This window comes from Longivirga aurantiaca, assembly GCF_042660085.1.
GTDB classification, from domain to species: domain Bacteria; phylum Actinomycetota; class Actinomycetes; order S36-B12; family CAIYMF01; genus Longivirga; species Longivirga aurantiaca.
In genome coordinates this window covers 334355-347966 of the sequence record NZ_JBHSTI010000008.1, presented here as the reverse complement: position 1 = coordinate 347966, position 13612 = coordinate 334355, and the positions used below count along the sequence as shown (strand labels likewise).

At 72.8% G+C, this 13612-nt stretch carries 13 protein-coding genes; 7 read left to right on the top strand and 6 right to left on the bottom strand.

The genetic code is table 11. The features are described 5' to 3' along the window. Position 1 precedes the first annotated feature (1 nt). The 4 genes from ACFQGU_RS05565 to ACFQGU_RS05550 all read left to right on the top strand — a co-directional run bounded on the left by ACFQGU_RS05565 (position 2) and on the right by ACFQGU_RS05550 (position 2823). Complete coding sequence (locus ACFQGU_RS05565) at positions 2-886, top strand: class I SAM-dependent methyltransferase (protein ID WP_386764545.1); 885 nt, start codon at positions 2-4, stop codon at positions 884-886. Positions 887-911: 25 nt separating this feature from the next. Continuing rightward, entirely contained in the window at positions 912-1436 is a 525-nt protein-coding gene (locus ACFQGU_RS05560) for a CYTH domain-containing protein (protein WP_386764543.1), read from the top strand. A gap of 34 nt (positions 1437-1470) precedes the next feature. Beyond that, positions 1471-2148 (top strand): uracil-DNA glycosylase, encoded by a 678-nt coding sequence (locus tag ACFQGU_RS05555; RefSeq protein ID WP_386764541.1) that lies wholly within the window; start codon positions 1471-1473, stop codon positions 2146-2148. A gap of 117 nt (positions 2149-2265) precedes the next feature. Beyond that, positions 2266-2823, top strand: coding sequence for an ester cyclase (locus ACFQGU_RS05550; RefSeq protein WP_386764539.1), 558 nt, complete (start codon positions 2266-2268; stop codon positions 2821-2823). Positions 2824-2895: 72 nt separating this feature from the next. Here the strand turns inward: ACFQGU_RS05550 and ACFQGU_RS05545 are convergent, their stop codons facing one another. From ACFQGU_RS05545 to ACFQGU_RS05530, 4 genes are all read right to left on the bottom strand, one after another. Then, positions 2896-4269, bottom strand: a complete 1374-nt coding sequence (locus tag ACFQGU_RS05545; RefSeq protein ID WP_386764537.1) for an amidase — start codon at positions 4267-4269, stop codon at positions 2896-2898. A 122-nt stretch (positions 4270-4391) separates the two neighbouring features. After that, positions 4392-5231: a DUF2510 domain-containing protein gene (locus tag ACFQGU_RS05540; protein WP_386764535.1), complete on the bottom strand. Its 840-nt coding sequence runs from the start codon at positions 5229-5231 to the stop codon at positions 4392-4394. A gap of 106 nt (positions 5232-5337) precedes the next feature. Next, positions 5338-6699 (bottom strand): glutamate mutase L, encoded by a 1362-nt coding sequence (locus ACFQGU_RS05535; protein ID WP_386768164.1) that lies wholly within the window; start codon positions 6697-6699, stop codon positions 5338-5340. A 13-nt stretch (positions 6700-6712) separates the two neighbouring features. After that, positions 6713-7891 (bottom strand): cystathionine gamma-synthase, encoded by a 1179-nt coding sequence (locus ACFQGU_RS05530; RefSeq protein WP_386764533.1) that lies wholly within the window; start codon positions 7889-7891, stop codon positions 6713-6715. A gap of 71 nt (positions 7892-7962) precedes the next feature. Here ACFQGU_RS05530 and ACFQGU_RS05525 point away from each other — a divergent pair, with 71 nt between their 5' ends. After that, a complete protein-coding gene (locus ACFQGU_RS05525; protein WP_386764531.1) occupies positions 7963-8250 on the top strand; it encodes a DUF1905 domain-containing protein in 288 nt (95 codons plus the stop codon). A 55-nt stretch (positions 8251-8305) separates the two neighbouring features. Here ACFQGU_RS05525 and ACFQGU_RS05520 read toward each other — a convergent pair whose 3' ends face one another. Next, complete coding sequence (locus tag ACFQGU_RS05520) at positions 8306-10414, bottom strand: methyl-accepting chemotaxis protein (RefSeq protein WP_386764529.1); 2109 nt, start codon at positions 10412-10414, stop codon at positions 8306-8308. A gap of 208 nt (positions 10415-10622) precedes the next feature. Here ACFQGU_RS05520 and msrA point away from each other — a divergent pair, with 208 nt between their 5' ends. After that, positions 10623-11282, top strand: a complete 660-nt coding sequence (msrA, locus tag ACFQGU_RS05515; RefSeq protein ID WP_386764527.1) for a peptide-methionine (S)-S-oxide reductase MsrA — start codon at positions 10623-10625, stop codon at positions 11280-11282. 698 nt (positions 11283-11980) lie between these two features. Further along, positions 11981-12562: a hypothetical protein gene (locus tag ACFQGU_RS05510; RefSeq protein WP_386764525.1), complete on the top strand. Its 582-nt coding sequence runs from the start codon at positions 11981-11983 to the stop codon at positions 12560-12562. 52 nt (positions 12563-12614) lie between these two features. Here ACFQGU_RS05510 and ACFQGU_RS05505 read toward each other — a convergent pair whose 3' ends face one another. Then, a complete protein-coding gene (locus ACFQGU_RS05505) occupies positions 12615-13559 on the bottom strand; it encodes a LysR family transcriptional regulator (RefSeq protein WP_386764523.1) in 945 nt (314 codons plus the stop codon). Between the last annotated feature and the right edge of the window lie 53 nt (positions 13560-13612).

Here is a 13612-nt window from a genome sequence, read left to right as displayed (position 1 = left end):
CATGAGCCCTGACCTCGTCGTCGACCCGAGCACCAAGAACTACTGGGACGGCGCGGCCGCCACCCATGGCACCACGCCCGGAGACCGCTACTACCTGCTCGACGACGTGGTGGCCGGCGGCACCCTGCTGACGACGCTCGAGGAGCAGGCGCTCGCCCACGCCACCGGCGCGGACGCCGGCACCCCGCTCGCCGCTCTGCCGGGCAGGTACGTGCTGCACCTGCAGAGCCACATCGGCGTGGACGGCGTGGTCATGGCGCGGGCCGGCGCGCGCGTGACCTGTGCCGACTACTCCGCCGCCGCGCTCGGGCGTGCGCACGACCTCGCGGCGCGCGTCGGCGTCACGATCGAGACGGTCGAGACCGACGCGCGCGACCTGCCGCCGTCCCTGCACGGACGCTTCGACATCGTCTACGCGACCATCGGCGCGATCTGCTGGATCGACGACCTCGACCTCTGGATGCGCCAGGTGGCCCTCGCGCTCCGGCCCGGAGGCGTGCTCGTGATGGTGGAGCTGCATCCGGCGTACCAGATGTTCGACTCGCTCTCCCCCGAGGTCGTGTGCGACTTCCCGTACGGCGGCGGCGTCGCCTTGACCTACACCGGCGCCGGCTCGTACGCCGACCCCACCGACACGAACGAGAGCACGACGACGTCGTTCGCGCACTCCATCGCCGACGTCGTCATGGGCGGCCTGCGCGCGGGGCTCACCCTGGAGCACCTCGACGAGCACGACGCCATCGCGTTCAACCCGCGCGGCGACGAGGTCCTCACCCAGGGCGACGACGGCCTGCACCGCTTCCTGCTGGGCCGGGGCACCAACCCCGGTGAGCCGCCGCAGCCTCTCCCGGTCGCGTTCACGTACCTCGCCCGAAAGCCCGACTGAAGCCGGGCTGCGGCAGGATGGCCGCATGGCCGAGGTCCCGTACGAGATCGAGCGCAAGTTCCTGCTCGCCGACCCGGACGTCGCTGCCCTCGACGCCGCTGCCTCGTCCGTGTCGCACATCGTGCAGACCTACCTCGCCACCGACGACGGAAGCGCCGAGCGGGTACGCCGGCGCCTCGTGCGCGACGACGGCGGGGAGCGGCTGCAGCTCACCACCACGCGCAAGGTCGGCGTCTCCGCCGGCGTCGTCGAGGAGTACGAGCGCGAGCTCACCGAGGCGGAGTACGACGATCTCCTGCGGCGCGGCGATCCCGCACGGCACCCGGTCGTGAAGACGCGCTGGGTCGTGCCGTACGCCGGGCGCACGATCGAGGTCGACCACCTCGAGTCGCCGCGCACGCTGTGGCTGCTGGAGGTCGAGCTGCCCGGCACCGACGACATGGGCGCCGCGATCGACTTCCCGCCATGGCTCACGATCACCGCCGAGGTGACGGGCGACGACCGGTACAGCAACAAGAACCTCGCCCTCCCCGAAGACCCGATCGGCTGAGACTGATCTCCCTGGAGTCGGGCAGGATTGCGCTGTGACCGCGCGACCGCTGACCGAGCTCGTCGACCCGGGCTGGGCCGTCGCCCTCGAGCCGGTGGCCGACGACATCGCGCGGATGGGCGAGTTCCTGCGCGCGGAGGTCGCCGCCGGGCGCGGCTACTTCCCGGCCGGCGAGAACGTGCTGCGCGCCTTCACCCGGCCGCTGGACGCCGTACGCGTGCTGATCGTCGGCCAGGACCCGTACCCGACGCCGGGCCACGCCGTCGGGCTGTCCTTCTCGGTCGACCCGGAGGTGCGGCCGGTGCCGCGCAGCCTGCAGAACATCTACACCGAGCTCGTCGACGATCTCGGCGTCGCGCGGCCGGCGTCCGGCGACCTCTCGCCCTGGGCCGACCACGGCGTGCTGCTGCTCAACCGGGTGCTCACGGTGTCGCCGGGCAAGCCCGGCTCGCACCGCGGCAAGGGCTGGGAAGCCGTGACGGCTCAGGCGATCCGGGCCCTGGTCGAGCGGCCGCAGCCGCTCGTCGCGATCCTCTGGGGCCGTGACGCGCAGAACCTCGCGCCGATGCTCGGGTCGACGCCGATCGTTGCCAGCGTGCACCCGTCGCCGCTCTCGGCGCGCGGCGGTTTCTTCGGATCACGCCCGTTCAGCCGCGCCAACGCCCTGCTCGCCGAGCAGGGCTCGGACCCGGTCGACTGGTCGCTCGCGTAGTCGACGGACAATGCCATACGGCTGCGCGGATCGCCGGGAGCCCTCACCCTGGTGCGACGGAGCTCGGGGCGCGGATGCCTCCTCGTTCGTGGGGCGCCCGGCGGGCAAGGAGCACTTGTGGATTCCCTCGACCTGGCGATGACGCATCTCCGTGCGATGGCGGACGGCGACGTCGAGGCAGCACGCGCCTGCCTGCACCCCGACCACCTCAACCACATGGCAGTGGACGAGCCCCCGGCAGCGGCTCAGCACGGCGTACCCGGGTTCATGGCCACGAGCGCGTGGCTGCGCTCGGCCTTCAGCGACCTCTCCTTCGATCTCATCGAAGGAAGCAGCGACGAGCACGCGACGTTCGCCCACGTCTGGATGCGCGGCCGGCAGACCGGGCCCTTCGTCGTCTTCCCCCCGGGCGGTGCTCCGGTGTCGTTCCCGGCCACGGGCCGCGAGTTCGCCGTACGCCAGGCTCACGTGTTCCGCCTTCGCGACGGCCTGCACGCCGAGCACAGCGCCGTGCGCGACGACCTCGGGATGATGACGCAGCTCGGTCACCTCCCGCCGTCGCCCGCGTCGATCGCCCGCATGGCACGGTGGAACATCTCGGGCGGGGCCCGGAAGTCGGTGGCGTCCGTCGTCGCGTCAGCGGAGGGTGCGGCAACAGCCGCCACAGCTCTCTGAGTCCGATCGTTGGGGAAGCATGCGGGCCTCTGAGGTCCGTGGGGGCACCCTTCCGGAAAGAGCGGCAGGGATCTAGAGGTAGCCGGGGGCGGTGCGCTGCCAGGGGCGCAGGGTCTCGATGCGGGCGGCGAGGTCGAGCAGCAGGTGCTCCTTGCCGGGTGCCGCGACGAGCTGCACCGACATCGGCGTGCCGGCCGTCGGGTGGACGCCCGCGGGCACCGACATCGCCGGGAACGATGCGACGTTCCACGGCGCGGAGAACGGCGCGTAGCGCACGTTGGCCGCCATCGTCGTCGCCCAGTTCGTCTCGCTCCAGCGCTTGGCCTCCAGCGGCGGCTGCGCGAGCACCGGTGTCATGAGAACGTCGTACGTCGAGAGCAGCTCACCGGCCTTCTGCTTCCATGCATCGCGCGGCTCCTCGGCGAGCATCCCGCGCTCGACGACCTGCTTGCCGAGCGCGGCGTGCGAGCGGACGCGGGGCTCGAGCAGAGCCGGGTCGAGCTTCTCGGCGTCGGCCCACGTGCCGGCGAACCACCGTGCGAGCCCGGCGACCGCCGCGGAGTTGGGGTACGTCGGGTCGTGCCGCTCGACGTCGTGCCCGTCGCGCATGAGCGCCGCGGCGGTGGCGAACAGGGCGCGCACGTGCTCGCGGTCGACCTTCACGCCCTGCACCGGCGGCCTGGTCGAGACCGCGATGCGCAGGGTCGGCACGTCGCCGAGCACCGCGAGCGAGGGGTCGCCCGCCAGCACCGACAGCAGCAGCGCGGTGTCGGCCACCGTGGTGCCGAGCGCGCCGTTCTCCGACAGGCCGTACCAGTCGGTCTCACCGAGGTCGCACGGCACGACGCCGCCCCCGGGCTTGATGCCGACGATGCCCGTGCACGCAGCCGGGATCCGCACCGAGCCCATGCCGTCGTTCCCGTGTGCCACCGGCACCTGCCCGGACGCAACCGCCGCGGCCGAGCCGCCCGACGACCCGCCCGGCGTGCGCTCGGGGTCCCACGGGTTGCGGGTGACGCCGTACACCGAGTCGGTCGCGCCGAAGACGCACAGCTCGGGAACGCGCGTGAGGCCGACGACCACGCCGCCGGCCTCGCGGATGCGGCGCACGACCTCGTGCGACGCCGTCTGCGGGTAGCCCTCGGTCGCGGCCGAGCCCACGCGCATCGGCTCGCCCTCGACCGGGATGTTGTCCTTGATCGCCACCGGTACGCCGGCCAGCGGCAGACCGGCCGTGCCCGCGGTGTCGAGCGCCGCGGCCTCGCGGACCGCGGCGTCGCGGCGTACCACCTGGAACGCGCCGAGCGAGCCGTCGCGCGTCTCGATGCGCCGCAACGCCTCACGGGTGGCGTCGAGCGCCGTGAGTCGACCGGCGCGCACGTCGTCGGCGACCGTGGTCGCCGTCCAGGTGCGCAGGGACGGTGCGGCAGATGCGTCGGTGGTCATCCGACGATCCAACTACGCCCGCGCCGTCCGCGTCGACCTGCCCCTTACCTGAGGCGAGTTACTGCCCGATGCGGGGTGTTGGCGGCCTCCATCACCCCACGTCGGGCAGTAACTCGAGAGCCTCAGGCCTGGTGCTCGGTCCACTGCTGGCCGTCCCAGTAGCGCTGGCCGCCGGGGCGACCCGGGTCCGGGTACCAGCCGGCCGGCGGCAGCGCCGCAGCCGGCGCGGGCGCCACCGGCGCGGCGGGGGCGGGCGTCACGAACGGCTGCACCGGCGCCTGCTCGGAGGCAGGCTGCTCGAAGATCTGCGGCTGGGGCGCCTGCGCGGGGGCGACGTACGGCTGCGCGGTGACCGCACCGGCCGGGTAGCCGGTGCCGACCGCCGCGGGCTTGGACGATGCGCGGCGCACGAGCCCGATGATGAGCACGATCACGCCGGCGATGCCGAGCAGCGCAGCGAGCACGATCGCGAGGCCCGACAGGCCGAGGCCGATGAACGAGCCGAGGCTCGGGCCGACCATGAACGTGGTGCCCTCGGTGGTGACGTCGATCGTGTAGGTGCCCGTGGTCGAGGTGACGAACTCCCCGACGGCGACGAACGAATCCGCGCCCTCGTTGAACCCCTGACCGAACGACCCCATGCCCGTCACGGGCACCGTCGCTCCCGACGGATCGGTGACGGTGATGTCGGAGATCTGCATCGACCCCTGGCCGGCGGCGGCCTCGAGCTCGTACACGACGTACGTCTTGCCGCTCTCGAGCGAGACGGTGATGGTGTTCGGCGCGGCGAACGGCTCCGTGCTCTCGCTGGCGATGCTGCCCACGCCGCTCGCGATCCCGGCGATGCCCGCGATGCCCGCCACGAGCGCCAGCACGATAAGCACGATGCCCGTGATGATCGCGGCCTTGCCCTTGCGCTTGACCGGCTGCGCGCCCTGCGTGAGCGACCATTCCTGCGACATCGCGAACCCCTCCTCGGTGGCCCTCGCCTGTGGACCCACCCCCATCCTCCACCACGTGCGGGCCGCGTCGGTGGAGTACGGCTCCGCGGGGCCGAGATCCCTGCGCTCAGACGACGACGAGGGCCTCGCGCAGGAGAACCGCTGCGGCATCCGGGTGATCGTCGGCGAGGAGCCCTGCGGCGGCGACCACGTAGCGCCGATCGACGGTCACGCGCGGCGACGACGGCACCCGCCACCCGCCCGCGTGGTCGGTGGTCACCGGGGCGAGGACGTCGGCGAGCGCGGCCTGGTCGGCGTGGCGGAAGACGCCGCCGCTGGCGACGACGAGCGAGACGTGCGAGAGGTCGCGGCCGGGGGTGCGGCCCTCGACGGTGGACGCCGGCCGCGCGTGCCGGCGCAGCGCCACCGTGAGCGCGAGCCGCGCGATGAGCGCCTCGTCGGCACGGTCCGTGGCGGACGACGGCAGCCACGCCGGGTCGTCGTGGCGCAGCGCGGCCGCGGCGCGCAGCCGGTCGGCGTCCGCGCCCGGCGGCAGGAGCTTCTCCGCGAGGGCGGCATCAACCACACCCGTTGCGCTCCAGCGCATCCCGAGGTCGCCCTCCACCGTGCGGCCGCGCCACATCACCTCGACCACCTCACGGTGCAGCGATGCCTCCTCGGCGTCGGGTGTCAGCGCCGAGTAGACGTCGGTCGTGGCGCCGCCGACGTCGACGAGCAGCACGTCGCCCACTCCGGAGTCGGCGAGCAGCTCGACACCGGCGAGCACGAGGTCGGGCGTGGCGCCACGGACGAGCCGCGCGAACCGCGGGCCCTTCGTGAATCCCTTCCCGCCGATCACGTGGTGCACGAACACCTCCCTGATCGCAGCCCGCGCAGGCAGTGCGTCGAGGACTCCTATGCGCGGCAGCACGTTCGCGCACGCCACCACCGTGCGCCTGCGGGCCACGAGCAGCGCCACGACCTCGTCGCGCGCATCGACGTTGCCGGCCACCACGTACGGCACGCGCGGGCCGGACGTCGCCAGGCGCGCGGCGTTGTGCAGCAGCACCTCGGCGTCGCCGCCGTCGGTGCCACCGACGAGGAGGACGACGTCGGGCCGGTCTGCCTTCAGCGCGTCGAGCGCGGCCCGGTCGAGCCGCCCGCTCGACACGTGGACGACCTTGGCACCGGCCGAGAGCCCGACGCGCGCACCGGCTTCCGCCGTCACCACGCGCTCGTGCCCGACGACGGCGAGGCGCAGGCCGCCGCCGGCGGACGAGCAGGCGCGCACCTCGATCGGCTCGGCGCCGACGTCGCGCACCAGCGACGCGACCGCAGCGTCGAGCCCGGTGAGCACGTCCTGCCCGGCACCGACCGTCGTCGGCACCGACGCCGTCGCGAGCAGCCGACCCGCATCGGCACCGCCGACCGCCACAGCCGCGGCCTTGGTGAAGGTCGACCCGGTGTCGACGCAGGCGACGTACGCCAGGGTCACGCCCGGATCATCCCAGCGCCTGCACCAGGTCGCCGACGAGGTCGTCGACGTGCTCGAGGCCGACCGAGATGCGCACGAGGTCGGCGGGCACCTCGAGCGGCGATCCGGCGGCCGACGCGTGCGTCATGCGACCCGGGTGCTCGATGAGGGACTCGACGCCGCCGAGCGACTCGCCCAGCGTGAACAGCCGGGCGCGGTTGCAGACCTCGACGGCGGCGGCCTCGCCGCCGGCGACGCGGAAGCTCACCATGCCGCCGAAGTCGCGCATCTGCTTGACCGCCACGTGGTGGCCGTCGTGCCCCTCGAGGCCCGGGTAGAGCACCTCGACCACCTTCGGGTGCTCGCGCAGCACGTCGACCACGGACCTGGCGTTGGCGCAGTGGCGGTCCATGCGGACGGCGAGGGTCTTGGCGCCGCGCAGCACCAGCCACGAGTCGAAGGGCCCGGCCACCGCGCCCATCGCGTTCTGGTGGTAGGCCAGCTGCGCCGCGAGCTCGGGGTCGCGCGCCACGAGCGCGCCGCCGATCACGTCGCTGTGGCCGCCGAGGTACTTCGTGGTCGAGTGCACGACGACGTCGGCCCCGAGCAGCAGCGGCTGCTGCAGGTACGGCGAGGCGAAGGTGTTGTCGACGACGAGGATCGCGCCGGCCGCATGCGCGACGTCGGCGAGCGCCGCGATGTCGGCGACGCGCAGCAGCGGGTTGGTCGGCGTCTCGACCCAGACGACCTTGGTGCGGCCGGGGACGACCGCGGCGGCCACGGCCTCGACGTCGGTCAGACGGGCGGGCGTGTAGTCGAGACCCCAGCGGCCGAGCACCTTGGCGAACAGCCGGAACGTGCCGCCGTACGCGTCGTCCGGGATCACCACGTGGTCGCCGGGGGCGCACACCGTGCGCAGCAGCGTGTCCTCGGCGGCGAGGCCGGACGCGAAGGCCATGCCGAGCGTCGTGCCGGCGGCCGCGCCGACCGGGTCCTCGAGCGCGGCGAGGCACGCCTGCAGCGCGTCTCGCGTCGGGTTGCCCGAGCGCGAGTACTCGTAGCCCCCGCGCAGGCCGCCGACGCCGTCCTGGGCGTACGTCGACACCTGGTAGATCGGGGGCACGACCGCGCCGGTGAGCGCGTCGGGCTCCTGCCCGGCGTGCAGCGCGACGGTCTCGAGGTGGGTCCAGGCGGGGTGCTCGTTCATGCCGAGGAGCCTACGGCGTCCACCGCGTCCAGACCGCCCCGCACGACGCCGTCGCTCCCTATCCTTCGACGGTGGATCTGGTCGTGGAGGGGGCGGTCTTCTCCTGGCGCGGGCCGTCGCCGTACCACTTCGTCACCGTGCCCGACGAGGAGTCCGCGGCGCTCAAGGCGGCCTCGGCCGCGGTCACGTACGGCTGGGGGATGATCCCGGTGACCGCCACGATCGGCGGCACCGGGTGGACGACGTCGCTCTTCCCGAAGGACGGCCGCTACCTCATCCCTCTGAAGGACAAGGTGCGCGACGCCGAGGGCCTCGACGTCGACGACGTCGTGACGATCGCGCTGCACGTCGACGTCTGACGCCTCACCTACCGATGCGCCGCAAGGCCTGCTGCGGTTCTGTCACCTCGGTGGGTCAGACGAGGGCGGGCTCCTCCGGAGCGGTCGTCTCGAAGGTGGCGATCGTGCCGCGCAGGCTCTCGGCCAGCGCCGCGAGCTCCTCGGCCGAGTGCGCCGACTGCTTCGAGCCGACGGCGTACTGACGGGACGCGTCGGCTACCTGACCCATCGCGAGGACGACCTGGTCGGACGCCGACCGCTGCTGCTGGGTGGCGATCGAGATCTCGCGGCTCGCGGTGGTGGTCTCGTCGACCATCGACGCGATGCGGTCGAGCGCCTCCGCGGCGTCGTGCGCGACACCGTTGGCATGCGCGACCTCGCGCTGGCCCTCGCCGGCGGCGAGCACGGTGGCGGCGGCGTCGGCGGCGATGCGCTCGACGAGGCCCTGGATCTGCGTGGTCGAGGTGCGGGCGCGCTCGGCGAGCCGACGCACCTCGCTGGCGACGACGGCGAAGCCGGCGCCGTGCTCCCCGGCCCGCGCTGCCTCGATCGCCGCGTTGAGGGCGAGCATGTTGGTGCGCTCGGACAGGTCGTCGATGACCTCGACGATGCGCCCGATCTCACGGCCGGTCTCACCGAGGGCGAGGGCCCGCTGCTCGATCACGTCGACGCGCGACGCCACCCCGTGCATCACCTCGACCGAGGTCATCACCGCGACCCTGCCGTCCTCGGTGAGCCGCAGCGTGTCGTTGGCCGCGCGCGCAACCCCTTCTGCCGTCAGAGCGATCTGGGCGGCGGTGGCGGCGAGCTCCTCGATCGTCGCGGTCGTCTCCGCGACCACGGTGGTCTGCTGCGCGGCCGCCGTCGCCTGCTGCACCGCCCCTGCGGTGAGCTCGACGCTGGCCTGCGCGAGGGCAGCGCCGTACTCCTGCGCCTGCCCGACGAGCGCGCGCAACGTGCCGATGGTCGACTCGAACGACGACGCCATCTCGCGGAGGTCGTCCTGCTCGAAGTGCGGGAGCTCGGTCGCGAGATGGCCCTCGGCGACGAGCGCGAGCGCGTCCGACATCTCCCCGAGACGGCGCTGCAGCCGCAGCGCCCGGTGCTCGGCGAGCAGCCGTCGGCGCCGCACGACGAACCACCACAGCAGGGCGAGCAGGACTCCGACGACCAGCAGCACGAGGCCGAGGACGCCGAGCAGCAGCGGCAGCTGCCCGATCGCAGCAGCGCCGGTCGGCACGACGGGCTCGGTCACCGTGACCACCCAGTCGAGCCCGATCGAGTCGCCGAAGGACGCGTCGTACGCCGTGCGCGCCCACGCAGTCGTACGACCGTCGTCGCCGACCACGCCGCTGCCGGCGGCCGTCGCGAGGCCGAGGCGCATCTCGGCCTCGGCGGGCGTCAGGAACTCCACCGTCGCGGACGACGGCATGCCCTCGAGCGCGGCCGCACGCAGCCAGCTCACGGGGGTGTCGATCTCGAGCACGCCTACGGGAGCACCCGCAGGACCGACGGCGACAGCGGTGCTGACGGCGTCCTCGCCGAGGGTGACCGACGGATGGGTGCCCGACGTCACCGGTACGCCTGACCCGGCGGCGAGGGCGTCGCGAACCCAGGTGGCACCGCGGGCACCGGACGACAGGCCCGTGGTGGTCACGCTGCCGTCGGCGACGCGCAGCACCTCGCGCCCGTCGGCGGCGCGCAGCCGGGCGATGGCCACGAGGCCCGAGCGGATCTCGGCGAGCGTCTGCAGCGGACGGCGGGCAGCCCCCACCTGCGCCGCGGTCGCCCGACCGGTCGAGGCGACGTCCGCGAGCACGGGGTCGCGGCCGGCGAGCAGGCCGGACAGGCGCACCACGTCGACCTCGCGGGAGATGCGGGCCGCCGCCTCGCGGGCCGACGAGGACAGCGTCACCGACTGGCGCGAGCCCTCCTCCTCGGCAGCGGACACCGAGCGGACGCCCAGCACGCTCGCCACGCTCAGCAGCAGCAGCGAGACCACGACGACGACCGGCACCACCCAGCGGAACGGCAGACCGGACGCCCGGTCGAGCATGGCGATGAACGGTGCCGGCGCATTCGGGCGAACCGGCCCGGCGTCGACAGGGCTGCCGGCTTCCGCTCCGGCAGCACTGTCGACGACGGGCGCGGTCTGCTCGCTCGCGCCGACGTACGACGTCGTCATCTGTCCCCTCCCGATATCCCTCGTTGAGGATCGGCAGTTTCGGCGTCAGGTTGAGCCGTCCGGGGGACCCGGTGAGCACGCGCGGCACCGTCGCGAGCACGTCAGACCCTCGTAACACCTCGCCGGGAACGGTCCGCGACCCGCGGCGGTTGCAGAGGGTGCGGACCTGCGGTTGCCCCGACCGCGGTCCCCCGAGAGGCTGGTGCACATGTTCTCCTCGCTGTTCGACTCCTCCGCCAAGACCCGCATGGTCACGCCCACGGACGCGCTCCCCGGCCGGGCCACCCGGCCGTTCGCCGTGCCCGCGACCCACGCGGTGCTCGGCACGCCGCTCGAAGGCCCCTTCCCCGACGGCCTGCAGTCGCTGTACGTCGGCCTCGGCTGCTTCTGGGGCGCCGAGAAGCGCTTCTGGCGCGTGCCCGGCGTCTACACCACGGCCGTCGGCTACCAGGGCGGCATCACGCCGAACCCGTCGTACGAGGAGGTCTGCACCGCGCGCACCGGGCACGCGGAGAACGTCCTCGTCGTGTACGACCCCGAGCAGGTCTCGACCTACGACCTGCTCAAGGTGTTCTGGGAGAACCACGACCCGACCCAGGGCTACCGCCAGGGCAACGACGTCGGCACGCAGTACCGCTCGGCGCTGTACTGGACGACGCCGGAGCAGGCCGAGATCGCGCAGGCCACCAAGGATGCGTACGAGAAGGTGCTGGTGGCCAAGGGCTTCGACCCCATCACCACCGAGCTCGGCCCGGCCGAGGGCCTGCCGTTCTACTACGCCGAGGACTACCACCAGCAGTACCTCTACAAGGTGCCCCACGGCTACGACTGCCACGCCGAGACCGGCCTCGCGCTGCCACCCCTCTAGGAGCCCCGGTCAGGTCCTGTCGTCCCTGTGACCGCAGGCCATGGCGGCCTCTACATCATCTGGGGTGGGTGAGCCAGGTCGATCTTGGCCCCCCGCACGATGTCGTACCCGCAGACGGTGCAGTACGTCAGTGCCGTATCGGCTTCGGCATCGCACTCGGGGCAGCACGAGGCTTCACAACCGTCGTCCCGCGTCCTTCGGAGCCAGCCCTTCGCCATAGCGGAACACCTCCTCATTCGGGCAACAGCCTTCTACTGACGTGGCTCGGAGTCTCGTCGAGAGGCGCCGAACCCCAGTCGACGCATGGGGGCCGAGCCGAGCCGACTCCTGCCGCACCGGCTCGCTGTCTGGGCCTCGCCTGGATCGCCGTCGGCCACCAGCAGCATCTCGCGCCGACCAGGAATCCGCACGGCTACGACTGCCATGCCGAGACAGGCATCGCCCTCCTGCCGCTGTAACCGTTCTCACGACGACGGCCCCGCGATCGTTCGTCGCGGGGCCGTACTGCTGCGCGACACGCCGTACTCCACATCGCACCTGTTCGCACCCGTACGGGTGCGAACAGGTACACCATGTGGCGCGAGGAGCCCTTGGTCCTGGTTCTCGTGGCCTCGCCCAGTCGGACCGCGGGAGAGGGCACCTCACAGGTGTGGCGACTCGCCCCGGTGGACGGGCCGCCATTCGGCCAGGGGGTCGCCATGTCCACCACCATCGATCGATCGACAGGCCAGACGTCCGACGACCTGCTCGTGCCGCCCTCGGCACGGACCTGGGCAGGAGTCATCCGCATCCTCATCGGGTTCACGTTCCTGTGGGCCTTCCTCGACAAGTGCTTCGGGTTCGGCTACGCCACCGCCAAGGGCTGGATGTTCGGGACCGGCGAGGGCAACCCGACCGCGGGGTTCCTGAAGTTCGGCGCCAACCCGAACGGGCCGTTCCACGACTTCTTCACGAGCCTCGCCCCCACCGCACCCAGCGCGTTCATCAACTGGCTGTTCATGGGCGCGCTGCTGGGCGCCGGCGTCGGCCTCGTGCTCGGCATCGGCATGCGCATCTCGTGCATCGGCGCGTCGGTCCTGCTGCTCAGCATGTGGCTCGCCGTCGCCCCGTGGGCGAAGTACGTCGACGAGGGCGGCTCCACCGTCGCCTCGAACAACCCGATCCTCGACGAGCACATCATCTACAGCGCGGTGCTCATGCTGCTGATGATCGTGCATGCCGGTCGGTACCTCGGGATCGGCCGCATGTGGGAGGCCAAGGCCCCGAGCTGGCTGCAGTAGCGCACTCCGCGCGAGAGCCGGGTCGGCGTCCTGCCGACCCGGCTCTCGCGCGTCAGGCCTCGGCCGACAGCTGCAGCAGCCGGCCTGCTCCGAGCCCGACCGCCATCTCGTAGAACCGGTCGGCCGCCGCGGTCGCCGACGCACCGGTACGTCGGGCGACGTACACGTCGCGGGGCGGCATCCTCGGCCGCGTGTGCAGCACCACCACGTCCGGGTCGGACTCGTCGACGGCGAGCAGCGGCATCACCGCGGCCCCGAGGCCGGCCGCGACGAGAGCCTGCAGCGCGCCGTTGTCGTTGGTGCGGAACGAGTACCGCGGCACGACGCCGTGCTGCGCGAGCCACGCCTCGGTCTGCGCGTGCGCGTGGTGCGGCTCAGGGCCGAGGATCGGCCGCTCCCCCAGGGCGGCCACCGGGTAGGCACCGCCGCGCAGGTGCCCGAGCACCGGGTCGTCCCTGCGCGTGACCACGACATAGGGGTCGTGCAGCACCACCTGCACCGCGACGTCCGGATGCTTCACGCGCTGGTCGAGGAACGTGACGTCGACGTCGCCCTCGATGAGCAGGCCCGCCAGCTCGGGCAAGAGCTCGCCGGGGACGATCTCGATGGCGACGTCGGGGCGCTCGGCGCGCATGGCGGCGATCAGGCGCGGCAGGAGCCGCACCGAGACCGACTGGAAGGTGCCCACCACCAGCCGACCGCCGGTGCCCGACGCGAGGTCGTCGAGCTCGCGGGCAGCCTGGTCGATCCGGTCGAGGATCCGGTGCGCGTAGCCGAGCACGAGACGGCCTGCGGGAGTAAGGGTTGCGGGGCGGGGGCCCCCGGGTCGGTCGAGAACCGGCATGCCCACGGCGCGCTCGAGGCCGGCGATCTGCTGGCTGATCGCGGCCTGGCTGAAGCCGAGGACTGCGGCAGCATCGGCGAAGGTGCCTTCCTCCACCACCGCCCGCAGCGCGGTCAGGTGACGGATCTCGAGGTCGCGAAGCCGTGTGCTCACGGTCACAGCGTCTCATAAGTATTCGCGATGACTATAATCAACAGCAGTCGTTT